The sequence below is a fragment of the Holophagales bacterium genome (assembly GCA_016719485.1).
Classification (GTDB): domain Bacteria; phylum Acidobacteriota; class Thermoanaerobaculia; order UBA5066; family UBA5066; genus UBA5066.
On sequence record JADJZB010000021.1, the window covers coordinates 587,749 to 612,605 of the forward strand.

The window sequence follows — 24,857 nt, forward strand, 5'->3', positions numbered from 1 at the left end:
GCCTCATATCCCTCGTTTCGTCGAGGCGATTATCTACCCCTGCTGCGTCAGAGCTCGGAAGCTCTCGGTGCCAACACCGAATGGAACACCCTCCCGGCTGCCGTGACCGTCGAGTGTCGCGCCTCACCGAAGATCGTGGCTCGGCGGCGTGCTCTCGCGGTGGCGCGGGTACGGGGGCGAGACGGGCTTCCTGAGCTCGGGGATCGGCTCCTCGAGGCTCACCCTCTCGAGGCACTCGGCGCGGATGGAGAGCGTGCCGACCTTCTTCTGGAGGCGCCCCTCGACGACGAGGGAGCGGTTCTCGAGGAGGGGCCCGTGTCAGCCTCGCGGCCCCGCCCGGGAGCCGCTGAAGCCAAGACCCGTCCGACTCGAGCGCCCGGAGCTCATCCCCCTGTCTGACCAGCGGTGCGACGGCAATCCGAGAGGCGCCGGCTCGGGAGAGGAGCCGGCTCTGAAGACGTGTGGCGGCTGGGCGGCGTGAGAACGAGGCCACATCGAGCACTTCCGAGCATGGTTCGAGTACTCGTCGCCGTCGCTCTCCTCGTCCCCGGGCTCGTGCTTGCCGGGCCCTGCGCGACGCCGTCGTTCTCGCTCCCGTTCGACCTCGGCCTTCCGGCGGGACATTTCCTGTGGCTCGACGCCGCGGAGGTGGACGGGGACGGGCGCCCGGACGTCGTCGCGTTCAGCGAAACCGAGCGGGAGATCATCGTCTTTTGGAACCGCGCCGAGGGCCTCGACCCCGGCCCGGTGACGGAGCTGGACGAGACGATCTACCTCTCGGTGAGCGTCGTCGACCTGAACGACGACGGTCGGGCGGACCTCCTCGTCGACGTCGGCGCGCCCTGGGCCAAGTCCCGGAGTCTCGAGCCGCGGCTGGGCGACGGGGCCGGCGGGTTCGTGAGGGCGGCGGCCGAAGCGGTTGTACTGCCGCCGTACGCGGTGATCGCCCTCGCCCGAGTCGACGGCGGCGGCATCCCCGACCTCCTCGCCGTCTCGCCGTCGGCGTCGGACGCCACGAAGCTGCAGGTCGGGAGGTGGCGCGCCCGCGGTGACGGGACGTTCCTGGCGCCGACGACGGTCCTGACGCTCGACAACCCGTTCCCCGCAATGCAGAGTCAGCTGGGCCTCGTCGCCGGAGACGTCGACGGCGACGGCCGGACGGATCTCGTCGTCTCCTCGCACGCCTCCAGTCCCGGAATCTCGTACTCCTCGAGCGTCTGGCTCGGGGACGGCGCCGGTGGATTCGGGAGGAGTCCCGGCGCGCCGGCCGGCTTCGCGACTGAGCTCCGCGACGTCGACGGCGACGGAAGGGACGAGCTCGTCGCGAGCGAGCAGGGGGGCGAAGGGCGGGAGGTCGGGATCCTGAAGCGTGAGACGGGCGGGACGTGGGTGAGCCTCGGGCGATGGACCACCTCGGGCGACGTCCTCCTCGGAGAGCTGGACGGGGACCCGACCCGCCTGGAAGCCCTCCTCACGGAAGGGCCCTTTCGCCTTTTCCGGCTGGAGGAGTCCGGTCCCGTCGAGCTCGCGACGCTCCCGGCCCGTTCGCCGGCGACCCTCCTCGATCTCGACGGCGACGGCCGTCTCGACGTCCTCACCCTCGCGCCCGACCCCCTGGGGCCCCCCGCCCGTCTCGTCCTCGCCCGCGGCGGCTGCGGACCGGGACGGGGGACGACCTCGCTCTTCGTGCCGGCGTTCCTCTGTCTGACCGGTGCCGAGGCGACGCGATTCGAGACCGAGCTGACCGTCTCGAACCTCGGCGCCGCCGGGATCTCGGCCGTCCTGCGATTCCACCCCGCCGACGGCGGCGCCGAGCACGCCCTGTCCACCTTTTCGCTCGAGCCGGGCCGAGTCCGGCGCTTCTCGACGGCTGCCGACGCCGGGGCGGAGAAGCTCGTTCTGCCGGACGGCGTGAGCCTGGGAACCGCGATCCTCGAGGCCTCGACCCTCGACGGGTCGTCCCCGGGCGTCGTTGCGGACGTTCGGGTCGTCTCGGAGCGGCCGGGTTCGGGGCGCGGCGGCGTCGGATTCCGCGCGCGTCCCGCCGAAGGGCAGCAGGTCGGGTCCCGCGCGGAGCTGGCGTGGCTCGTCGAGGATTCGGAGGACCGGACGAACCTCGCGGTCGCGAGCGTCGGTCCCGATCCGGTGACGCTGCGCGTGACCGTCTTCTCGGGGGTCCCCGGTCGTCCGGAACACGTCGTCCTGCCCGACCGCACGCTGGCCCCGTACGGCATCCACCAGTGGAACCGCATCCTCGCGACCTCGGGGCTCGGAGGCCGGAGCGGCTGGGCCCGGATCGAGCGGGTCGCCGGCGGCCCCTGGACGGCCTGGGCCACGGTCAACTCGAACGGGACGGGGGACGGGTCGGTCGTCGAGGCGCAGGGAGCGTCGTCGGGGGACTTCCTCCCCGCGATCGTCGGGAGCGACAGGTACCGGACGGACCTCGTCCTTACGAACCCCACCTATCAGAACCGCCGGGCGATCCTCCGTTTCCCGGCCGTTTCCGGAGGCGAGTCGATCTCGCTCGACGTCGAGGTCGGGCCGGAGTCGTCACGGACGATCGACCCGGTCGCGGCTCTCCGAGACGCCCTCGTCATTCCGCCCGTCTCTTACGTGGGCCACTGTTCCGTGCCCCAGCCGTTCCTTGCGGGGGCGCGCGTGAGGACGACGTCCTCCTCGTCTTCGTTCGGTGTCTATACGCCCCCGGCGCGGCTGACCTCGGGCCAGACGATGCTCGTCACCGGCCTGCGCCAGGACGAGGGGAACCGCTCGAACCTCGCGATCGTCGTGCCGGACCTCGAGCCCTCGTCCCTGTTTCGGGTTGAGCTCTTCGACGGGCGCACCGGCGAACGACTGAAGGCGATCGAGGACGTCGCTCCGGGCGGCACTTGGGGCGCTCCGTCGAGGGTCCAGCTCGATTCGGTCCTCCTCGGCACGGGAGCACCCTTCGGGTGGGCGCGTGTCACACGGACCGCCGGCGGGGGCCCCTTCTTCGCCTACGCCGTCGTCAACGACGGCGCGGCGCCGGGTCTCGGGTCGGGAGACGGGACGTACCTGCCCGGGATACCGAGGTAGCCCTCATCCCGGTGCTCTCGGAAATCACGGCTCGGGGGCGTGCTTTCGCCGTGACGCCCCTGCTGCTGTCCGACGCTCGTCAGTTCGCCCGTCGGACGGTCTGGAGAGGGTGCCGCCACCGAAGCTTCGGGAACCGCGCGAAGTCGCGGTCCGTCGTCACCCACTCGCACCCCGACTCCAAAGCGAGGGCCGCGAGCCAGGCGTCCGGGACGAGGTTCCCGCGCACGCCGCACTCCCGGCAGAGCCGCGTGAAGATTTCCCAGTGCCTCGGGCCCGGCACGATCCCGACCGCGTTTGGGCGATCCCGGACCTCGTGGACGAATGCGAGCGCGCTCTCGAGCGGCGTCGGCTCGCGGAAGACCTTCGGGTGCGTGACGACGCGCAGGAAGCCGCTCAGGACGAGGTCGGAGACCCCGTAGGCGGAGTCCGACCCGAGGGTCGCCTCCAGCCACTTCCGGTACTTCGGGTGGTCGGGCGCGTCACGGCGATGCGCGTGGACGAGGACGTTAACGTCGAACAGGAGCACGCGGCTCCTCCAGGACGTCGAGGAGCGCCGCGGCGTCGTCCAGGTCGACGCCGGGCCGGAGCCCCTTGCCGCCGAAGGTCGTCAGGCGCACCGGTGAGGCCCTCTTGGGTGTGCGCTTGCCGGCGAGGGACTCCCGGAGCGCGTCTTCGACGACGCGGGTCAGGGTCCTCCCCGTCTCGAGGGCGTGGCGGCGAGCCTGGTCCAGCAGGGGGTCCGGGAGGTGGATCGTCGTCCGCATGCATCAAAGCATATCAGGTTGGCATCGTGATGCCTTCTGGCCCTCACCGGAAGTCGTGGCTCGGCGGGGTGCTCTCGCGGTGGTGCGGGTACGGCGGCGAGACGGGCTTCCTGAGCTCCGGGATCGGCTCCTCGAGGCTCATCCGCTCGAAGCGCTCCGCGCGGATCGAGAGGGTGCCGTCCTTCTTCTGGAGGCGCCCCTCGACGACGAGGGCGGGGGAGCCGACGACGAGGGCGCGGTTCTCCTTGAAGAGGTCGGGGCGGAGGATCGCCTGGCACATCCCGGTCTCGTCCTCGAGGGAGAGGAAGACGAAGCCCTTCGCGGTGCCGGGGCGCTGACGGACGACGATGACGCCGGCGGTCTTCACCATCGACCCGTCGGGGGCCTTCGCGAGGTCGGCGGCGGAGAGGATGCCGTCCTTCTTCAGCTGCGCGCGGAAGTGGGCGATGAGGTGCGGGCCGGCCGTGATCTCGGTCGTCTGGTAGTCGGAGACGGTCTCCTCGAAGCGGCTCATCTCGGGGAGGGGTGAGGCGACGTCGTCCTCGAGCGTGTCGTAGAGGGGTCCCATGTCGCGGGCCGCGGCGGCGGCCTGCCAGAGGGCGGTGCGGCGCGAGAGGCCGCTCTCGCCGGTCGCTGCGTCGGGGAGCGTCGCGAAGGCGCCCGCGTGGGCGAGGGCGGAGAGCTCGTCTTCACGGAGGCTTGCGCGGCGGGCGAGGTCCTTGACACCGGCGAAGGGCGCGCGAGCCGCCTCGCGCTCGATGGCGTCGGCGGTCGAGGCCCTGAGGCCGCGCACGTAGCGCAGGCCGAGGCGAACCGCGAGCGACGGCGTGACGACGGCTGCCGCGGGGCGCGGGAGGTGCTTCGGCCACGGACCGCGGAGGCGCTCGACGCGGCAGAGGCGGCCGGAGCGGGTCACGTCGATCGGCAGCACATCGGTCCCGTGGTGCTGGGCGTCCTTCACGAGCGTCGCCGGGTGGTAGAAGCCCATCGGCCAGGCGTTGAGGAGGCCCGCGAGGAACGCCGCGGGATGGTGGACCTTCAGCCAGCCGCTCGCCCAGGCGATGAGGGCGAAGCTCGCCGCGTGCGACTCGGGGAAGCCGTAGAGCGCGAACGACGTGATGGAGCGGACGATCTGCTCCTGCGCCTCGCCGGTGATGCCGCGCTCGGTCATCCCGGAGCGCAGGCGCGTCTCGATGACGGCCATCCGCTCGCTCGAGCGCTTGAACCCCATCGCGCGGCGGAGCTCTTCGGCTTCTCCGCCCGTGAAGCCGGCCGCGACCATGGCGATCTTCAGGAGCTGCTCCTGGAAGAGCGGGACGCCGAGCGTCCGCTTGAGGATCGGCTCGAGGGAGGGGTGCGGGTACTCGACCGGGATGCGCCCCTGCCGCCGGTCGAAGAAGGGGTGGACCATGCCGCCCTGGATGGGCCCGGGCCGGATGATCGCGACCTGGATGACGATGTCGTAGAAGCAGCGCGGGGCGTTTCGTGGGAGCGAGGCCATCTGCGCGCGGCTCTCCACCTGGAAGAGCCCCACCGTGTCGGCCTTGTTCAGGATCTCGTAGACGGCCGGGTCGTCGTGCGGGAGGTGCGCGAGGTCGACGTGGACCCCTTCGGCCGAGCGGATCGTCGGGACCATCTCGGCGATGGCGCCGAGCATCCCGAGGCCGAGGAGGTCGATCTTGATGATGCCGAGGTCGGCGCAGTCGTCCTTGTCCCACTGGATGACGACGCGCCCCGGCATCGCGGCGGGCTCGAGCGGGACGACCTCGTCGAGCCGCCCCCCCGCGACGACCATCCCGCCCGAGTGCTGGCCGAGGTGGCGCGGGAGGTTCTGGATGCGGCGGAAGAGGGAACCGAAGTGCCGGAGGCGGACGTCGTCCGGATCGAAGCCGGCGGCGCGCATCTCGTCGGCCATCTTTTCGGGCAGGGCCGGGGGACCCGCCGTCCCCTCGGCGAAGGCGGCGGCCCGGGCCGCGGCCGCCTCCTTCGGGTCGCCGTCGCCCGCCTCCCGCGCGGTGAGCGATCCGGCCGCGTCGCGGTACTCGCCGAAGCTCCAGGTCGCGAGCCTCTTCGCCAGCGTGTCGACCTGCTCGGTCGAGAAGCCGAGGGCCTTCGCCGTCTCGCGCGCGGCGGAGCGGTCGCGGTAGGTGATCGTGTTCGCCGTCATCGCCGCGCCGTGGACGCCGTACGTCGCGTAGACGTGCTGGATCACCTTCTCCCGCGCGTCGCCCGAGGGGAGGTCGAGGTCGATGTCGGGCCACTCGCCCCGCTCCTCGGAGAGGAAGCGCTCGAAAAGGAGCTCCATCTTCACGGGGTCGACGGCGGTGATGGAAAGGGCGTAGCAGACGGCGCTGTTGGCGGCCGAGCCGCGCCCCTGGACGAGGACGTTCTCGCGCCGGCAGAACTCGACGATGTCGTGGACGACGAGGAAGTAACCGGCGAGGTCGAGCTTCTCGATCAGGTCGAGCTCGCGCTTGAGCTGGTCCTGCGCCCTCGCGGTGAGCGGCTGGAAACGGCCGCGCGCCCCTTCCCACGTCTTCTGCCTCAGCCACGAGGAGGGCGTCTCGCCCGCGGGGAGCTTCGCGTCGGGGAAGCGGTAGCCGAGGTCGGCGAGCGTGAAGGCGAGGCGGTCGGCGAGGTCGGCGGCGCCTCCGACGGCGGCGGGGAGGTCGGCGAAGAGGGCGGCCATCTCCTCCGGCCCCTTTCAGGTGCCGCTCGGAGCCCGCCTCGAGGAGGCGGTTGGCCGCGTCGACCGTGGTGTGGTGGCGGATGCAGGTGAGGACGTCGAAGAGGTCCTTGTCGCGGCGGCGGGCGTAGCGGGTTCCGTTCGTGGCGACGAGAGGGAGGCGCTGTGCGCGGGCGAGGTCGAGGAGGACGGCGTTGCGGGCCTCCTCGTCGCGGACGCGGTGCCGCTGGATCTCGACGTGGAGGCGTCCCGGGAAGATCGCCGCGAGGCGCGAGAGGAGCTTGGCCGCGGCGTCGGCCCCGACCCGCTCGAGCGCGCGGAGGACCGGCCCCTCGAGGCCGCCCGAGAGGACGTGGAGCCCCTCGGCGTGCGCGGCGACGTCGGCCCACGAGGCCGCGGCCTGCCCCTTCGGCTTGCCGAGCGCGGCGGCCGTCAGGAGGCGGCAGAGGTTCCGGTAACCGGACTGGCTCCCGGCGAGGAGGGTGACGCGCGCTGGAGGAAGTCCGGGCGGAGGGGGCGGCGGGACGAGGCCGAGAGGGCCGTGCAGGTCGCGCGGGAGGGCCGACTCGTCGAGGACGACCTCCGCCCCGACGAGCGCCTTGATGCCGGCGGCCTTCGCCGCCTTCCAGAAGCGCGGGGCGCCGGAGACGCCGTTGCGGTCGACGAGGGCGACGGCGGGGAGCCCCAGCTCGGCGGCCCGCTCGACGAGCGTCTCCGGCTCGGAGGCTCCCTCGAGGAACGAGAAGGCCGAGGCGCACCTCAGCTCGGCCCAGCGCGCCCGGGCCGCGGCTCCCGGCTGCGCGAAGCGGCGCTTGCGCAGCTCCTCCTTCCGCGCGCCGGGGGAGACGATCTTCTTCGCGTCCCCCGGCATGAACATGTCGCGGGCGGGGGGGCGGACTTGTCCACGGGCGTAAGTTGAGCGTAAATCAGGTCTACGTCAAGCTGGATGGGTCCGAGCTGACCCGGGTCACGGTGACCGGGACTCCCGTCGCGTGGATCACCCGAACGGACCGTCCACACGGTCGGCCCGCCGGCATCCCGGGCGTAGACTGAACAGACAGTCGCGAAATGACACCCCATGGGATTCGGCCATCTCGCGGCTTTCGGGCCTCGTCGGCGAAGGGGGAGGTCAATGGGCGAATACAAACACCAGGATCGAAAGCTCCGTGTGAACACTCCGCTCGGCCCGGACGAGCTGCTCCTGACCGGGTTCTGGGGGACGGAGGAGATCTCGACGCTCTTCGGCTACCGGCTCGAGATGCTGGCGGAGAACAAGACGAAAGTGGCGTTCGACGCAATTCTCGGGCAGAAAGTGACGGTCTGTCTCGCGCTGGAGGACGGCAGCGAGACGTACCTGAACGGACTCTGCGTGAGGTTCGCCCAGGGAGGGCGGAACGAGATCTTCACCGAGTACGAGGCAGAGCTGGTGCCGGACGTCTGGAGGCTCACGCGCAGGACGGAAAGTCGGATCTTCCAGCGGATGACGGTGCCGGAGATCCTGAAGAAGGTCTTTGCCGGCTACACGGTGGACTGGCGGATCACCGGGAAGTACGAGCCGCGGGACTACTGCGTGCAGTACCGGGAGACGGACTTCAACTTCGGGGCGCGGCTGATGGAGGAGGAAGGGATCTACTTCTACTTCAGGCACTCCGACGGCGACCACGAGATGGTCGCTTCGGACGACTCCATGGACCACCCGGACCTCGCGGGGGAGAACAAGTTCATCTACGAGGAGGTCGAGGGCGGGGTGCGGGACGAGAACCGGATCTGGGCGTGGATGAAGAGGCAGGAGATCCGGCCAGGGAAGTCCCTGCTGTGGGACCGCTGCTTCGAGCTTCCGCACAAGCACCTGGAGGCCGAGGCGCTGATCATGGCGAGCGTGCCGGTAGGCAAGGAGACCCACAAGCTGAAGGTGAAGGGCGTGGACGAGATGGAGGTCTACGACTTTCCCGGGGAGTACGCGCAGCGGTTCGACGGAGTCAACAAGGGGGGCGGGGAGCAGGCGGCGGAGCTCGAGAAGATCTTTCACGACAACGAGCGGACGGTGGGGATCCGGATGGACGAAGAGACGACGTCGGCCGTGGTGATCCGGGCCAGGAGCAACGTGAAGCACCTCGTGCCGGGGTACCAGTTCACGCTGCAGAGGCACTTCAACGCGGACGGGGAGTACCTGCTGACGTCGGTGAAGCACGCGGCGACGTGCGGGGCGGGATACCGTTCCGGCGAGGAAGAGGCGCTGACGTACGAGAACGAGGCGACGTGCATCCCTGCAGCGATGCCGTACCGGCCGCGGCGGACGACGCCGAAGCCGGTGGTGCAGGGCAGCCAGTCGGCTATCGTCGTGGGGCCGAAGGGGGAGGAGATCCACACCGACAAGTACGGCCGGGTGAAGGTCCAGTTCCACTGGGACAGGGAGGGAAAGAACGACGAGGACAGCTCCTGCTGGCTCCGCGTGGGACAGCTCGCGGCGGGGCGGCGGTGGGGCGCGTCCTACTGGCCGCGGATCGGGCAGGAGGTGATCGTCGACTTCTTCGAAGGAGACCCGGACCAGCCGATCATCGTCGGGACGGTCTACAACGCCGAGCAGATGCCGCCGTACCTGGGGCAGGGGCCCGACGGGAAGCACAAGAACGACAACAAGGTCTCGGGCTTCAAGTCGAACACGACGAAGGGGGGGCAGGGCTTCAACGAGCTGCGATTCGACGACACGAAAGACAGGGAGCAGGTCTTCCTCCACGCCGAGAAGAACATGGACACGCGGGTGAAGAGCAGCTCCATGGAAAGCGTCGGCAGCGCGAAGCACGTAACCGTGGGAGGGAAAAGGACGGCCAGAAGTCCGGCGAGTATCGCGAACGCACGTTCAAGGACAAGCACGTCACGGTCGACAACATGCTCCAGGTGCGGGCCGGTGACGCTAAGCTTCTCGCGGGGGCGGTGACGGCGCAGGGGACCTCGACCTGTACGTCGAGGGGGGCTGGAAGACGACGGTAGACGGGAGAGTGGAGCAGCACTTCAAGAAGGTCCGCCTCACTAAGGTCGATGGCGGCGTGGGCGAGGACGTCGGCGGGAAGTACGCCCTGTTCGTCGGCGATCGCCTCTCGATCGGTGCGAAGGGGAATGCCTGCTACGCGAGCCAGAGCCAGCTCGTCATCTCCGCGCCAGCGGTGTGCATCAAGTCCTCGGCTTCGAACTTCATCACGATCGACGGCAGCGGCGTGACCATCGTCGGGACCATGGTCAAGATCAACAGCGGGGGGTCGGCGCTGAGCGATACCGCCATGGACCCGAGCGACCCGAACGACGCGACGAAGGCCGGCCCGTTGGAGCCAGCGGCCGCCGACGACGCGAAGACGGGACAGAAATCGTGCTAGCCGGGGGAGGCGCTGCGACGGGAAAGGCGGGTGCGATGCCGGTCCGCCGGGAACGTGTGCCGCCGGTCTCGTTTCGGGGGTCACCTCGAGGGGGCGAATGATGGGAAAGCCGGCCGCGCGTGATGGACCCCGTTTCTCATCCTCTCCCCTGTTCTCACGCCCGGGCCCGGGGCACCCAACGTGAGCATCGGCTTCTTTTCGGCCTGGCGTGGGCTACCGCTCGCTGCGGTGGCGGCTCCAGGCGGCCAAGGCCGTGGCCGACACTTCCATCAAGGTCGCCCAGGCGGCGACGACCGCGGCGGCCGGGACGCCCGGACTGCCGGCCGCCAAGGCTGCGGAGGAAGCGGCGAAGACCGCGGCCCTGGCGTCGATGAGCGCGACGATCAACGCGATGGCCGCGGGGGGCACCGACATCCACTTCTGCGCCACTCCGTTCCCGCTCCCGCCTCACGGACCGGGGGTCGTCATCAACGGCTCGTCGACGGTTCTGATCAACAACCTGCCCGCCTGCCGGCAGGGGGACACAATCCTCGAGGCGATCGGGCCGACGAACAAGATCTCGATGGGATGCCTGAACGTCCAGATCGGCATGAGCGGAGGCTCGGTCTCGACCGGCCTCGGGGCCGGCGTCGACGCCCTCGCGAGCCAGTCCTCCACCCTCTCCGACAACCTGAGGCAGCTGCAGCAGGACGGCTGGAAGATCCGCTACGGAGACGCGGGGAAGGGGAGCTACGCCGACCGTGCCGCCAAGGAGATCGTCATCGACTCCAACGAAAGGGGGAACACGGAGGCGATCGTCCAGACGCTCGCCCACGAGAGCGGCCACGCCCTCTACGAGCCGGACGCCTACGTCCCGCCCGCAGGGCTCACGAAGCAGGAGTACGTCGACCGCAACACCAACAACGCCCTGAAGGACGAGGGTGAGGCGACGATGACGAACGCGGACGTTCGTAAGGAGTTGAACGACGCGGGGGCGTCCGACATCGGCATCGCCGGCGCGCAGGGAGACAAGTACCAGGAGATCGCCGACAAGTACCCTGACCCGGCGGACAGGGACAAGGCGAGGCAGGAGATCGGGGATGCCTTCGCCGACGGCGAGCACCCGAGCACCGACCCGAGCAAGACCTACGGGGACTACTACGGACAACCCTACTCGGACTGGTGGGACACGAACGTCGGGCCATGATGTGGCCCGGGACGATCCGGTGGCTGGTGGCCGGGTTCTCCTCGCGGCGTGCGCCGGAGGGAGGCCTGGAGGAAGAGAGGGGACCGATGGCAACGGAGGCAGAACTCTTCGATGCGCTCGAGGCGCTCGCCGCTTCGCGCCCTTTCCGTGTGGACGACGTGTCGAGGAAGACAGGGCTGGCCCTGGCGCCCGACAAGGACGGGACGGACGAGATCTTCGCCGTCCACCGGGGCCGGAACCCGGCCGGGCCACTGTTCGTCGAAGCCGAGCTCCGTACGCCCGGACCGGGAGCGACCGCGCCCGACGGCATCCTGATCCTGACCCTGAACCGAGCGGTCGCGGTCACCGCGCGAAACGCCACCTCGCGTTTCGGGTCCGAGCAAGACCTCATCGTCCCGACCCCCCGACAACCCGCCGATACTCCCGTCTACGCCGTCTATCGCAGGCCGTGGGGCGACCTCCGGCTCGGATTCGAGCGTGGCGGCCGCAGGCTCCTGGTCAAGGTCGTCCTCGACGCCACTGGGCGCTGATCGGCTCACGCCTCCAGACCTGGTGAGCCGGGTCACGTGGATGTGGGTCGGGCCCCGGGTCTTTGACCCGCGTCCGTCCGAGGCCCTATATTGAACAGGTTCACCAGAGCAGGTCAGGCCGTCGGTCCGGGGCTCCGGCACAGGGGGACTCTCCATGGGCGAATACAAGCACCAGGATCGGAAGCTCCGCGTGAAGACGCCGCTCGACGCGGACGACCTGCTCCTGACCGGGTTCTGGGGAACGGAGGCGATCTCGACGCTTTTCGGCTACCGGCTCGAGATGCTGGCGGAGAACAAGACCAAGGTGCCGTTCGACGCGATCCTGGGGCAGAAGGTGACGGTCTACCTCGCGCTGGAGGACGGCAGCGAGACGTACCTGAACGGCTGTGCGTGCGGTTCGCCCAGGGGGGGCAGAACGAGCTCTTCACCGAGTACGAGGCCGGGCTCGTGCCCGACGTCTGGAGGCTGACGCGCAAGGCGCAGAGCCGGATCTTCCAGCGGATGACGGTGGTGGACATCCTGAGGAAGGTCTTCGACGGCTACACGGTGGACTGGCGCACGAGAGCGAAGTACGAGCCGCGGGACTACTGCGTGCAGTACCGCGAGACGGACTTCAACTTCGGGGCGCGGCTGATGGAAGAGGAAGGGATCTACTTCTTCTTCGAGCACTCCGACGGCGATCACAGGATGATCGTGACGGACGATCCTTCCGACCATCCGGACCTCAAGGGCGTGAACAAGTTCATCTACGAGGACGTCGAGGGCGGGTTCGGGACGAGAACCGGATCTGGGCGTGGATGAAGGAGCAGGAGATCCGGTCGGGGAAGTCGGTCCTGTGGGACCACACCTTCGAGATCGCCCACCAGAACCTGGCCGCCGAGGCGCTGATCATGGCGAGCGTGCCGGTGGGCAAGGAGACGCACAAGCTGAAGGTGAAAAACGTGGACAAGATGGAGGTCTACGATTTTCCCGGAGAGTTTGCACAGCGTTTCGACGGGATCAACAAGGGGGGCGGGGAGCAAGCGTCGGAGCTCGAGAAAGTCTTCCAGGACAACAAGCGAACGGTCGGGCTCCGGATGGACGAGGAGACGACGCCGGCGGTGGTGATCCGGGCCAGGAGCAACGTGAAGCACCTTGTGCCGGGATACAAGTTCACCCTGCAGCGGCACTTCAATGCGGACGGGAAGTACCTGCTGACGTCGGTGAAGCACGCGGCGACGTGCGGGGCGGGGTACCGTTCCGGGGAGGAAGCGGCGCTGACGTACGAAAACGAGGCGACGTGCATCCCGTCGGCGATGCCGTACCGGCCGCGGCGGACGACGCCGAAACCGGTGGTCCAGGGCAGCCAGACGGCGGTCGTCGTGGGGCCGCAAGGAGAGGAGATCTTCACCGACAAGTACGGGCGGGTGAAGGTGCAGTTCCACTGGGACCGCGACGGAAAGTACAACGAAGAAAGCTCCACGTGGCTCCGGGTGGGCCAGCTCGCAGCAGGACGGAGATGGGGAGCATCCCACTGGCCGCGGATCGGGCAGGAGGTGATCGTCGACTTCCTGGAGGGCGACCCGGACCAGCCGATCATCGTGGGGACGGTCTACAACTCCAACCAGATGCCCCCGTATCTGGGGCAGGGGCCGGACGGCAAGCACAAGAACGACAACAAAGTCTCTGGCTTCAAGTCGAACACGACGATGGGGGGGCAGGGATTCAACGAGCTCCGCTTCGACGACTCGAAAGACAAGGAACAGGTCTTCATTCACGCCGAGAAGGACCTGGACGTCCGCGTGAAGAACGACATGCGGGAGAGGATCCTCAACGACCGCCACCTCGTCATCGGCGGCGAGCAGAACGGGAGCAAGCGCGGCGACTACAAGGAGAAGGTCTTCAGGGACCGCTTCATCCTGGTGAAGCGTCACCACGAGGAGAAGATCGGCGGCGACATGAAGCTCCTCGTCGGGGAGGGGGACGAGGGGAACGGGAACCTCGATACGGTCATCAAAGGGAACCGGACGACGACGATCGACGGAAACGAGGACCTTCACGTCAAGTCGGGCGCGAAGACCAAGGTCGACGGCGGCTTGTCGATGACCGTCGGAGGGAAGACCCAGGAAAAGACCGGGACGGACTGGGCTCACGAGGCCGGCCAGGAGATCCACCTCAAGGCCGGGATGAAGGTCGTCATCGAGGCCGGTGCAGCTCACGCTCAAGGGGCCTGGTGGGTTCGTGGACATCAACCCGGCGGGGGTGACGATCCAGGGCACCATGGTCCTCATCAACAGCGGCGGCTCTGCGGGAAGCGGAAGTGGTTCGAGTCCCGCTGCGCCCAGCGATGCCTCGAAGGCCAACCCGCCGGACCCGGCGGAAGCCGACGACGCCAAGACCGGGCAGAAGTCGAGCTGACGCCGGGAACGTCGCCGACCTGTTGCCGCACCGGATCGCCCTGATGAGCGAGGGAGACTCGGTGAGCCGGGTCACGCCCCTGTCCGTCTGGGACACTCCGCCTTTGACCCACGTCCGTCGCTGACCCTATATTGATCTCGCGTAAATGGATTGAACAGGTTGGCGGTCCGGGTCTCCGGCACAGGGGGAATCTCGATGGGCGAGTACAAGCATCAGGATCGGAAGCTTCGCGTGAACACGCCGCTGGGTCCGGACGAGCTGATCCTCACGGGGTTCTGGGGGACCGAAGCGATCTCGACTCTTTTCGGCTACCGGCTCGAGATGCTCGCGGAGAACAAGACGAAAGTGGCGTTCGACGCGATCCTGGGGCAGAAGGTGACGGTCCACCTCGCGCTCGCGGACGGGAGCGAGACGTACCTGAACGGGCTGTGCGTGAAGCTCGCGCAGGGGGGGCGGAACGACCTCTTCACCGAATACGAGGCCGCGCTCGTGCCGGAGGTCTGGTTGCTGACCCGCAAGGCACGGAGCCGGATCTTCCAGAGGATGACGGTACCGGAGATCCTGAGGGAGGTCTTCACCGGATTTTCGGTGGACTGGCAGCTGAGCGAGAAGTACGAGCCGCGGGACTACTGCGTGCAGTACCGGGAGACGGATTTCAACTTCGGGGCGCGGCTGATGGAGGAGGAGGATCTACTTCTTCTTCAAGCACTCCGAACGCGACCACAAGATGATCGCTTCAGACAGCCCCTCGGACCACCCGGACCTCGCGGGAGACAGCAAGCTCATCTACGAGGAGGTCGAGGGGGGCGTTCGGGACGAGAACCGGATCTGGGCGTGGATGAAGGAGCAGGAGATCCGGCCGGGGAAGTACGTTCTGCGGGATCACACCTTCGAGCTGCCGCACAGGCACCTCGAGGCCGAAGCCATGATCCCGGCCAGTGTGCCCGTGGGCAAGGAGACGCACAACCTGAAAGTGAAAGGCGTGGACAAGCTGGAGGTCTACGACTTTCCCGGGGAGTACGCGCAGCGTTTCGACGGGATCAACGCGGGGGGCGGGGAGCAGGCGTCGGAGCTGCAGAAGGTCTTCCGCGACAGGGAGCGGACGGTCCGGATCCGGATGGACGAGGGGACGACGCCGGCGGTGGTCATCCGGGCGAAGAGCACCGTGAAGCACCTCGTGCCGGGGTACAAGTTCACGCTGCAGAGGCACTTCAACGCGGACGGGGCGTACCTGCTGACGTCGGTGCGGCACGCGGCGACCTGCGGGGCAGGGTACCGGTCGGGCGAGGAGGACGCACTGACGTACGAGAACGAGGCGACGTGCATCCCGGCGGCGATGCCGTACCGGCCACGAAGGACGACGCCGAAACCGGTGGTGCAGGGGAGCCAGACGGCGGTCGTCGTCGGACCGTCGACCGAGGAGATCTTCACGGACAAGTACGGGCGGGTGAAGGTGCAGTTCCACTGGGACCGCGAGGGAAAGCACGACGAGAGCTCCTCGTGCTGGATGCGTGTCGGGACGAGCTGGGCGGGGCAGAACTGGGGGGCGATCCGGATTCCCCGAATCGGTCAGGAGGTCATCGTCGACTTCCTGGAGGGCGACCCGGACCAGCCGATCATCGTCGGGAGCGTCTACAACGCCGAGAGGATGCCGCCGTACGACCTGCCCTCGAACAAGACCCGGAGCGGGGTCAAGTCGCGGAGCTCGAAGGGCGCGGGGCCCGCGAACTTCAACGAGATCATGTTCGAGGACAAGAAGGGCGGGGAGCTGCTGAAGATCCACGCCGAGAAGAACCAGGACATCGAGGTGGAGAACGACGAGTCCCACACCGTCGGTCACGACCGGACGAAGTCGATCGGGAACGACGAGACGACGAGCGTGGGCGCGAACCGGACCGAGACCGTCGGAAGGGACGAGAGCATCACTGTGAGCACGAACCGGTCGATCGCGATCGGGGCGAACGAGACGCGGACGATCGGGGCGAACGAGACCGTGGCGATCGGGGGAGCGCTCGCCTTCTCGGTCTCCAAGGCCGTGACCGTTTCGTTCGCGAAAGGCTCGACGGTGAACGTCGGAGCCGACGCCGCGACGCAGATCGGGGGGAGCGGAACCGTCACGGCCGGGAAGACTCTCACCCTGACGGCCGGCGACACGGTACAGCTCCAGACCGGCGACGCCTCGATCACGATGAAGAAGGACGGGACCATCACGATCAAGGGCAAGGACATCAACGTCATCGCCAGCGGCAAGGTGAACGTCAAGGCGTCCTCGTCCGTGACGATCAAGGGCAGCAAGATCGGGATGAACTGAGCGGGGAGGCACGGTCGAGAGGGAGGCCATGGCTGGAATGGAGCTGGTCAACAGGAGCCGGTACGCGGCGGAGAGGACCCTCGTCATCGACGGGTCCGGGGCCGAGCTGCTCGCCGTCCTCGTGAAGGCGACGTTCGCCTGGACCGCCCGGGCGGGCCTTCAGCCCGCAGCCGAGCAGGCCGCCGTTCGCCTCGCCGACGAGCACAGCGGGGAACCGAGCCGATCCTCCATTCGACGGGCCTCGGACCTCTGCCCCGGAAAGCCCGGCTGCGACCTCGTCCTCCTGGGGCGCGCCGGGCGCACCCGTCCGGCGCCGCAGGTGGATGTCACGTTCCGCGTGGGCGCCTTCGGCAGGGACGTGCGCGTCTTCGGCGAGCGGCGCTGGTCGGGCGCCACCGGCGTTCCCGGAGCCGGAGCCCTTCGAGACGATGGCCCTCACCTGGGAGAACGCCTACGGCGGCCGCGACTCCGACCTGCCGAACCCGGGAGCTTTCGAAGAGGAGCCGAGGAATCCCGTCGGGCGCGGGTTCCGAGGGCGCGGCTCGAAGAGGCCGGTCGCGGGAGACCGCCTGCCGAACGTCGAGGACCCGGCCGCCCTCGTCAAGGGCCCCTTCGACCGTCCGCAGCCAGCGGGTTTCGGTTTTGTGGCCTCGCACTGGCAGCCCCGGGTCTCCTACGCGGGGACGTACGACGCCGCCTGGCAGCGTCAACGGGCGCCCTGCCTCCCGACGACCTGGACCCGCGTTTCCACCAGCGCGGCGCACCCGGCCTCGTGGCGCCCGATCCGCCTGCGCCCGGGGCCCCCGTCGTCGTGACGGGCATCGTGCCGCACGGGGAGATGCGGTTCGCACTCCCGCGTGTCGTCCCGCGGGGGCAGGTCTATTTCCGCACGCAGAAGACGGACCTGGCCTTCACGCTGCAGACGGTCCTCGTCGATGCCGAGACGGCGCTCGTGGAGCTGACTTTCGGCGCCTACCAGAGCGTGCACGGGCAGACGCGCGACGTCGAGTGCGTCGCGGTCGAGGCGGAGGGGCCGTGACGGCGGCCGAGCCGGGGACGCCGTCCCGCGGTCCCGTCGTCATCACGGGGGTGGGCGCCGTCACTGCCGTGGGCGCCACGGCGGCACAGACGTTCACGTCGATCCGCGCGAGCGTCCGCCGCGTTTCAGAGAGGCCCCTGGCCGGGGCCGGAGGCGATCCGGGCGAAGACGGTGGCGTCTACCTCGCCTCCGGAGCCGAGGGCCTCGTCGCCGCGCTGGGCGCTGCCGGCCCGGCCGACCTGGCGTTGAACGCGGCCCGCGAGGCCCTGTTCGACGCGGGCCTGTACGAGCCGGTCGACGTGGACGGGGCGTACCGGCGTGTGGCCGTGGAGGTCTTCCTCGCCCTCCCGTACGCGACGGCCCCCGGAGCCGACCCGGCCGCGATCCCGTCGTTCAGGGCCGCCGCCGAATCGGCGGGGCTTCTCGAACGAGGCCGGGTGGAGGTCCACGCCGTCCCGAAGGGCCACGCGGCGGGGATCCTCGCGCTCCACGCCGCGGTGGCCCGCCTCCAGTCGGGCGACGTCGACGTCGCGCTCGTCGGAGGTCAGGACGCGATGCTGGGTCCGGAGAACGTCTCCGAGATGAACCGCGTCTCCCGGCTCCGGACGGACCGCGCGCCCGGCGGGGCCATCCCGGGCGAAGGGAGCGCCTTCCTCGTCCTGGAGAGACTCGAGCCCGCGCGGCGCCGCCGGGCGCCGCTCTACGCCGTCGTCGAGGGGATCGCCGTCGCGCACGAGCCGGTCCCGTTCGACGGTTCGACTCCGAACCGCGCCGAGGGGGGCGAGCCAGGCCGTGACCTCGGCCCTCTCGGCGTCGCCCTCGGCGAGCCGGATCGTCGACGTTTTCACCGACCTGAACGGCGAACGCGGCCGGTTCCTCGAGTGGGCTCTCGTCGAGACGCGCTGCCTCGCGGCGCTTCCGGCCGGCTGGCGGCGCCACCTGCCTGCCACCATCGTCGGAGACCTCGGCGCGGCCGCGGGCCTTCTCCTGCTCGCTCTCGCCGCGAACGGAGTCCGCTTTCCGCTGGGAGCGGGAGGTGCCGCTCTCGTCACCGGCACGGCCGAGCGCGGCGAACGGGCCGCGGCGGTCCTGGCGGCTCCGGCCGCCGACGGGAGGAGGTGACCCTCATGCCGACCACCACGGTCAATTTCCTGACGGTCGTGCACAAGCAGAGCGGCGGGACGACCTTCGCGTTTCCCGACGTCTGCAAGACACCGAGCCCGGCTGGCGGGACGCCGGTCCCGATCCCCTATCCGAACATCGCGTTCTCGCAGAACACGGCGGACGGCAGCAGCACGGTGAAGGTAGACGGCAACCCGATCATGCTCCGCGGCTCGAACTTCTCCACGAGCACGGGCGACGAGGCGGGGGTCGCCCTGGGAGTCCTCTCGAACAAGATCAAGGGGAAGGCGATTCCTCTCACCTTCTCTTTCGACGTCATGGTGGACGGCGATTTCGTCTTCCGGCAGTTCGACCTGATGTTCCAGAACGTCAGTCCGCCGCCGAACACACCGCCCGGCATCCTGGTCCAGCCCCCGCTCATCATCCCCATTCCCTGGTTCGCCCCACCCAAGTGGAAGGTGCGCTGGAGCAAGCGGGATCTGAAGTGCGGCGACGACGTGAACATCGAGGTGAGCGACGAAGGGGGCGGCGCGGGCACCTGGGTCAGCATCACCGTCGCCCGGGCGCCGCTGGAGCTGCCCGTGGCCTACTTCATCGAGCAGCTCACGGGCGGCGTGATGGCGATCCCCTGGGTCACCCAGACCGGGCCGCACCCGAAGAACCAGGTGAAGCTCGACATCTTCGCGTTCGGAGCGGGTGTCTACGAGAAGTCGGGCTTCCCGCTCATGATCACGGTGCCGGAGGAGACGCGGCAGCCGGGCACGAAGCTCCGGCGGTCCGTTCCCAAGATGACCCCGGTCCTCCAGCCCGACGGCACCTACACCTACACGCAGGCGACCGGGAGGTGGGGGTGGGACTACGGGTTCGACCTCGAGATCAAGAACGGGATCTTCAGGGTCACGGGGCGCATCAAGCTCGCGGCCCAGGGCGGAGCGACCTTCGGCGACACCGAGAAGAAGGCCTGGAAGCTGGAGATCGAGGCGATCTGGACCCGGAAGTGGCGCGAGCACCGGAACGCCTGCAAGCGGGGTACGACGTGCAAGTGCTGGGGCGGCTGCTGCCTTTTCCCGATCGAGGTGGAGTGCCTCTTCGTCGACTCGGGGGAGTTCGCCGCCGTGAACGTCTGGAGCGGCAACCCGGACACCTACGGGTTCACGAACTCACGTCACAACAAGTGGTGGAACTCGGGAACGTGGTTCATGGAGCGCTGCGGGCACGAGGGGAACCAGCTCGGCGTCCGGGCGCACGAGTTCGGCCACACGCTCGGCCTCTACGACGAGTACCGGGCCGGGGCGGTCTACGTCCCGCAGGACGCGAGCGGGAACGCGACGGGGCAACCCCCGAACCCGGACGTCCCGGGGAGCCTGATGGGGCCGAGCGGGACCGGGATCAAGAAGAACCACCTGGACGATTTCCACTCGTGGTTCCTGGGCAAGGCAAACGATGGCTACGAGCGCGAGCCGCTCTAGACGCGCGAAGCTCGCGAGCGCGGCGGCGGTCGCGGCTCTCGGCGTCGCCGGGCTCGCGTTCGCGGACGGAAAGGAAAAGGGAGCCATGTCTGACACCTGGGTCTTCTACACGCGCAGCGTCGGCTCGGCGGGGACCCTGGGAGGGAGCTTCACGAAGGAAGCGGCGCTGGTGAGGACCGACGCCTCGCTCCCGGGCATTCCGAGGATCGGGACCTTCCGCGCGCCGATGGAGCCGGGGGCCTGGGATGCCCTCGCCGCCGCGGTGCGGTCGCTCGGCGCCGCGCGTCCGTCCGGCGAGGACCCGCCGGGGACTTCGATGATCTCGATCGGGATCATGGCGAAGGGCCGGGCGGAGGTCGTCCACAGCCAGCCCGAAGGCGCTGAGACGCCCGCCGAGGAGGAAGTCCTCTCGAAAGCCGAGGCGCTCGTGGAAGGCACGATGAAGCACCCTCACCAGGCCCTGGAGGGGGGCGGCGAATGGGAGAGCCCCTCGGTGCCGGCGGACGACGACGTGCGCGTACGGGTGCGTATCGGCAACCCGGGCCTCGTGCCGGTGCCCTTCGCGAACCCGGCGTCGGCGGGATCCTCGTCCGCTCTCAGCCTCGTCCTCTTCCGTGTCGGTCCCGGCGGCGAGGCGGGCGAGAGCCGCGAGATCGAGTTCGCGCCGTCGGACGTCGCCGAGCTCGAGCCCGACGGAAAGCGGCGGACCGGCTCCCCGCAGGACGTCGTTTCCCTGGCACCGGCGAAGGTCCTCCACTTTCTGGCGAGGTCTCGCATCCGCGTTCCCCCCGCCAGCTACCGCGCTTCCATGCGGATCTCTCTCTCGGCGCCTCCGGGAGCGGACGAGAAATCCGTTTCGGGGGCGATCGTCTTCGACTTGCCCCCCCTCGCGGTCGTGCGTCCGAAATCCCAGGGAGGAACCCGGTGATGGAGAACGAGAAGAAGGTCCTCGAGCCGGTAGCGGGAGCCGGTCTCGGCAGCCGGCTGGCGAAGGTGGCGGCCCTCCTCGACGACGCGGTCCTGGTCGTATCCGGGACGGACGGCGCCCTCCTCGCGTGCGACGTCCTCGAGCCCCGCCCCGGAGAGGCTCCCCGGCTCGCAGAGAACGACGTCGTCCTCGTCGTGGTCCCCGAAGGGGGCGCGGGCCGGGGCGTCATCCTCGGGCGGGTCTGCCGCCCCGACGCGGCGAACGCCGTCGCGAAGACTCCGCCGGACGAGATCGTCCTCGAGGCGACGAAGGGCCTCACCCTGAGAGTGGGCGAGGGCTCGATCACCTTGCGAGAGGACGGAAGGGTCCTCGTCAAGGGCCGCGAGCTCGTCTCGCACGCCCGGGGGCGGAACCGCATCCGGGGCGGCTCGGTCGCGATCAACTGAAGGGCGGACGGGCGCGCGATGCTCTCGCCGAAGGTCATCCTGCTGCGCGACGTGCTCGACGAGCACTTCGAGGAGCTCCAGTTCCTGTGGGGACTGCGGCGCGACAGCCTGCGGTCGCCCGAGCTGACCCTCCCGAAGGTGAGGCGCCTCGAGTCGCGGATGGAGGCGCACGCCGAGGGGCTCCTGCTCGCCCGCGGAGAGCTGCCCGAGATCCTGGGAGGGGCCCTCACGTCGGACGACCCGCTCGCCTCGTTCGCGGCGGGGTACACCCTGCTGCGCTGCGGCGTTCCCGGGGCTGCCGCCTCGGTCGTCGAGGCGTTCCGCGAGTCCGCCGGGGGCTGCCGGGAGGGCCTCTGCGAGGCCCTCTCACACGGAGACGTCCGGTCCGTCTCCGGAGAGCTCGCCGACTGCCTGAAGTCGGGTGATTCCGGCCTGGCCGTCGCGGCCGCGACGGCGCTCGCTCTGCAGAGGCAGCCGGTCGGTCCCGACCCGCAGGAGTCCCGGTTCCGTGATGACGCGGACGCTTCGGTGCGGGCGGCCGGCTGGCGGCTCGTGCCGCTGCTCGCATCTCCTCCGAGGCCGGAAGCGTTCCGCAGGGGCTTCTCGGACCAGGACGCCAGCGTCGCGCGGGAGGCCGCCGTCGCGGCCGCGTGGTTCGCCCTGCCGGAGGTGCTCGAGACGTGCCGCGAAAGAGCTCAGGCGGGCGGGGAAGTCGCCGCCCAGTGGCTCTACCTCCTCGCCGTCCTCGGCGAGCCGGCAGACCTTGCGGCCGTCGCCGGGGCCTCATCGGGGCAGGCGGGCCGGGGGAGGTCCGGGCCGCGGGCGCTCGGGGCGCTCGGGCATCCCGGCGGCGTGAGCGCCCTCCTCGAGGCCATGGACTCCGAAGACCCCGTGCGCGCGTCGGCGGCGGGGGCGGCGTTCGTGAAGATCACGGGAGCCGAGGTCGCGAGCGATCGCCGGGCAACCGTCGTCCCTCCAGGCGAGCCGCCGGACGATTTCGAGGCGGAGTTCCTCGAGGAGGTGGCCCTCCCCGATGCAGCCGCGGCGCGAACGTACTGGCAGGACGTGCGCCCGACTTTCGGGAAAGGCACCCGCTGGTGCCGCGGGGCCGACGTCTCGTCCGGCTGTCCGGTCGAGCTCCTCGAGGTGATCGACATGGAGTCCCGCTGGGAGGCGTGCCTGCGCGGCCGGTTCCACGGCACCTGGAAGGGACCCGCTTCCGAGCTGGTGCGCCTCGTCCCGGAGGCCTGGCGCTGACCCGGTGAGCCGGGTCACGCCAATGTCCGTCCGGGACGCCGGGCCTTTGACCCGCGTCCGTCGATGACCCTATATTGACGGCACGTCGATGGCCTGACCAGATTGTGTGCCCGGGTCTCCGGCAAAGGGGGAATCTCGATGGGCGAATACAAGCACCAGGATCGGAAGCTGCGCGTCAACACTCCGCTCGGGCCCGACGAGCTGATCCTGACGGGGTTCTGGGGCACCGAGGCGATCTCGACGCTCTTCGGCTTCCGGCTCGAGATGCTCGCGGAGAACAAGACGAAGGTGGCGTTCGACGCGATCCTCGGGCAGAAGGTGACGGTCTACCTCGCGCTCGCGGACGGGAGCGAGACGTACCTGAACGGGCTGTGCGTGAAGCTCGCGCAGGGGGGGCGGAACGACCTCTTCACCGAATACGAGGCCGCGCTCGTGCCGGACGTCTGGAGGCTGACCCGGAAGGCGCAGAGCCGGATCTTCCAGAGGATGACGGTGCCGGAGATCCTGAAGAAGGTCTTCGCCGGGTTCACGGTGGACTGGCAGCTGAACGAGAAGTACGAGCCGCGGGACTACTGCGTGCAGTACCGGGAGACGGACTTCAACTTCGCGGCGCGGCTGATGGAGGAGGAGGGGATCTACTTCTTCTTCGAGCACTCCGACGGCGACCACAAGATGATCGCTTCGGACAGCCCCTCGGACCACCCGGACCTCGCGGGAGACAGCAAGCTCATCTACGAGGAGGTCGAGGGGGGCGTTCGGGACGAGAACCGGATCTGGGCGTGGAGGAAGGAGCAGGAGATCCGGCCCGGGAAGTACCTCCTCTGGGATCACAGCTTCGAGCTGCCGCACAAGCACCTGGAGGCCGAGGCGCTGATCCACGACAGCGTGCCGGTGGGCAAGGAGACGCACAAGCTGAAGGTGAAGGGCGTGGACCAGATGGAGGTCTACGACTTTCCCGGGGAGTACGCGCAGCGATTCGACGGGATCAACAAGGGGGGCGGGGAGCAGAAGGCGGAGCTTCAGAAGATCTTTCAGGACAACGAGAGGACGGTCGGTATCCGGATGGACGAGGAGACGACTCCGGCGGTGGTCATCCGGGCGAAGAGCTCCGTCAAGCATCTCGTGCCCGGATACAAGTTCACGCTGCAGAGGCACTTCAACGCGGACGGGGAGTACCTTCTGACGTCGGTGAAGCACGCGGCGACGTGCGGGGCAGGTTACCGGTCGGGCGAGGAGGACGCCCTGACGTACGAGAACGAGGCGACGTGCATCCCTGCGGCGATGCCGTACCGGCCGCGGCGGACGACGCCGAAGCCGGTGGTGCAGGGAAGCCAGTCGGCCGTCGTGGTGGGGCCTTCCGGAGAAGAGATCTTCACGGACAAGTACGGGCGGGTGAAGGTGCAGTTCCACTGGGACCGCGAGGGAAAGAACGACGAGAACTCCTCGTGCTGGATTCGCGTCGGGACGAGCTGGGCCGGCCGGCAGTGGGGGGCGATCCGGATTCCCCGGATCGGCCACGAGGTGATCGTCGACTTCTTCGAGGGCGACCCGGACCAGCCGATCATCGTCGGGAGCGTCTACAACGCCGACATGATGCCGCCGTACGACCTGCCCGAGAACAAGACCCAGAGCGGCGTCAAGAGCCGCTCTTCCCTCGGCGGAGGGCCTAAGAACTTCAACGAGATCCGCTTCGAGGACAAGAAGGGGAAGGAGGAGTTCTACCAGCACGCCGAGCGGAACCTGACGACCGTCGTCGAGGCCGACGAGGGACGCACCGTCGGCGGGGACCGCGGCACGGGAATAGGCGGGAACGACTCGCGGACGGTCGGCAAGAACGACACGCACGAGGTCAAGGGCTACCAGACGGTCCACGTGAAGGGCTACCAGAAGACGGGCATCGACGGGTTCCACGAGCTCACGGTCGGCCAGCACCGGAAGACGACGATCACCAGCAACGACACGACGAATGTCGGGGGAACCGAGGAGCACAACGTCACGAAGGTGTTCCAGGTCAACGCCGACACGATCTTCCTCGTCGCCAAGAACCAGATCCAGATGAACGTCGGCGGCTCCTTCGTGAACATCCTGAACGGCGAGGTCGACGTCACGACCGGCGGGGCCGTCAAGGTGAACGGCAAGACGGTGACGGTCCACGCGGACGGCACCGCCACGGTCGAGGGCGGAGGCACGGTCGACGTCAAGTCGAACGGTCCGGTGAACGTCAACGGCGCCGTCGTGAAGCTGAACGCGTGAGCGGAGACGGCGTGAGGAAGAGC

General features: G+C 69.2%; 15 protein-coding genes and 3 pseudogenes. 14 read left to right on the top strand and 4 right to left on the bottom strand.

From position 1 onward, the window contains the following. The first annotated feature begins 510 nt into the window (after positions 1-510). Entirely contained in the window at positions 511-3,075 is a 2,565-nt protein-coding gene (locus tag IPN03_14690) for a VCBS repeat-containing protein (GenBank protein MBK9374931.1), read from the top strand. Positions 3,076-3,154: 79 nt separating this feature from the next. On the opposite strand, the gene IPN03_14695 is transcribed toward IPN03_14690, so the two are convergent. The 4 genes and pseudogenes from IPN03_14695 to IPN03_14710 form a co-directional block, all read right to left on the bottom strand. Then, entirely contained in the window at positions 3,155-3,601 is a 447-nt protein-coding gene (locus tag IPN03_14695) for a type II toxin-antitoxin system VapC family toxin (protein MBK9374932.1), read from the bottom strand. Continuing rightward, the gene (locus tag IPN03_14700; GenBank protein ID MBK9374933.1) at positions 3,582-3,839 is read right to left on the bottom strand and encodes a hypothetical protein; all 258 of its coding nucleotides are present in this window, start codon (positions 3,837-3,839) and stop codon (positions 3,582-3,584) included. The genes IPN03_14695 and IPN03_14700 overlap by 20 nt, the downstream gene beginning before the upstream one ends. Positions 3,840-3,882: 43 nt before the next feature. Continuing rightward, positions 3,883-6,528, bottom strand: a complete 2,646-nt coding sequence (locus IPN03_14705) for an error-prone DNA polymerase (protein ID MBK9374934.1) — start codon at positions 6,526-6,528, stop codon at positions 3,883-3,885. Positions 6,529-6,745: 217 nt separating this feature from the next. After that, positions 6,746-7,402, bottom strand: a pseudogene (locus IPN03_14710) (PHP domain-containing protein). 255 nt (positions 7,403-7,657) lie between these two features. Here IPN03_14710 and tssI (IPN03_14715) point away from each other — a divergent pair. From tssI (IPN03_14715) to tssI (IPN03_14775), 13 genes and pseudogenes are all read left to right on the top strand, one after another. After that, complete coding sequence (tssI, locus tag IPN03_14715; GenBank protein MBK9374935.1) at positions 7,658-9,463, top strand: type VI secretion system tip protein VgrG; 1,806 nt, start codon at positions 7,658-7,660, stop codon at positions 9,461-9,463. A gap of 61 nt (positions 9,464-9,524) precedes the next feature. Continuing rightward, positions 9,525-9,896, top strand: a complete 372-nt coding sequence (locus IPN03_14720; protein ID MBK9374936.1) for a hypothetical protein — start codon at positions 9,525-9,527, stop codon at positions 9,894-9,896. Positions 9,897-10,018: 122 nt separating this feature from the next. Continuing rightward, a pseudogene (locus tag IPN03_14725) lies at positions 10,019-10,464 on the top strand (PAAR domain-containing protein). 704 nt (positions 10,465-11,168) lie between these two features. Then, on the top strand, positions 11,169-11,612 hold the full coding sequence (locus tag IPN03_14730; protein MBK9374937.1) for a hypothetical protein: 444 nt from the start codon (positions 11,169-11,171) through the stop codon (positions 11,610-11,612). A 154-nt stretch (positions 11,613-11,766) separates the two neighbouring features. Next, positions 11,767-12,081, top strand: coding sequence for a hypothetical protein (locus IPN03_14735; protein MBK9374938.1), 315 nt, complete (start codon positions 11,767-11,769; stop codon positions 12,079-12,081). Then, a complete protein-coding gene (gene tssI / locus IPN03_14740) occupies positions 11,999-14,053 on the top strand; it encodes a type VI secretion system tip protein VgrG (protein ID MBK9374939.1) in 2,055 nt (684 codons plus the stop codon). Before IPN03_14735 ends, tssI (IPN03_14740) begins: the two co-directional genes overlap by 83 nt. A gap of 151 nt (positions 14,054-14,204) precedes the next feature. Next, positions 14,205-16,320: pseudogene (gene tssI / locus IPN03_14745) on the top strand (type VI secretion system tip protein VgrG). A 28-nt stretch (positions 16,321-16,348) separates the two neighbouring features. Continuing rightward, positions 16,349-17,359, top strand: coding sequence for a DUF2169 domain-containing protein (locus tag IPN03_14750; protein ID MBK9374940.1), 1,011 nt, complete (start codon positions 16,349-16,351; stop codon positions 17,357-17,359). Next, positions 17,356-19,950: a DUF4150 domain-containing protein gene (locus IPN03_14755; GenBank protein ID MBK9374941.1), complete on the top strand. Its 2,595-nt coding sequence runs from the start codon at positions 17,356-17,358 to the stop codon at positions 19,948-19,950. Before IPN03_14750 ends, IPN03_14755 begins: the two co-directional genes overlap by 4 nt. 85 nt (positions 19,951-20,035) lie before the next feature. Continuing rightward, positions 20,036-20,878 (top strand): hypothetical protein, encoded by an 843-nt coding sequence (locus tag IPN03_14760; GenBank protein MBK9374942.1) that lies wholly within the window; start codon positions 20,036-20,038, stop codon positions 20,876-20,878. Beyond that, positions 20,875-21,324, top strand: a complete 450-nt coding sequence (locus tag IPN03_14765) for a hypothetical protein (protein ID MBK9374943.1) — start codon at positions 20,875-20,877, stop codon at positions 21,322-21,324. The genes IPN03_14760 and IPN03_14765 overlap by 4 nt, the downstream gene beginning before the upstream one ends. Positions 21,325-21,342: 18 nt before the next feature. Further along, positions 21,343-22,581: a hypothetical protein gene (locus IPN03_14770; GenBank protein MBK9374944.1), complete on the top strand. Its 1,239-nt coding sequence runs from the start codon at positions 21,343-21,345 to the stop codon at positions 22,579-22,581. A 138-nt stretch (positions 22,582-22,719) separates the two neighbouring features. Beyond that, complete coding sequence (gene tssI, locus IPN03_14775; protein ID MBK9374945.1) at positions 22,720-24,834, top strand: type VI secretion system tip protein VgrG; 2,115 nt, start codon at positions 22,720-22,722, stop codon at positions 24,832-24,834. The last annotated feature ends 23 nt before the right edge of the window (positions 24,835-24,857 follow it).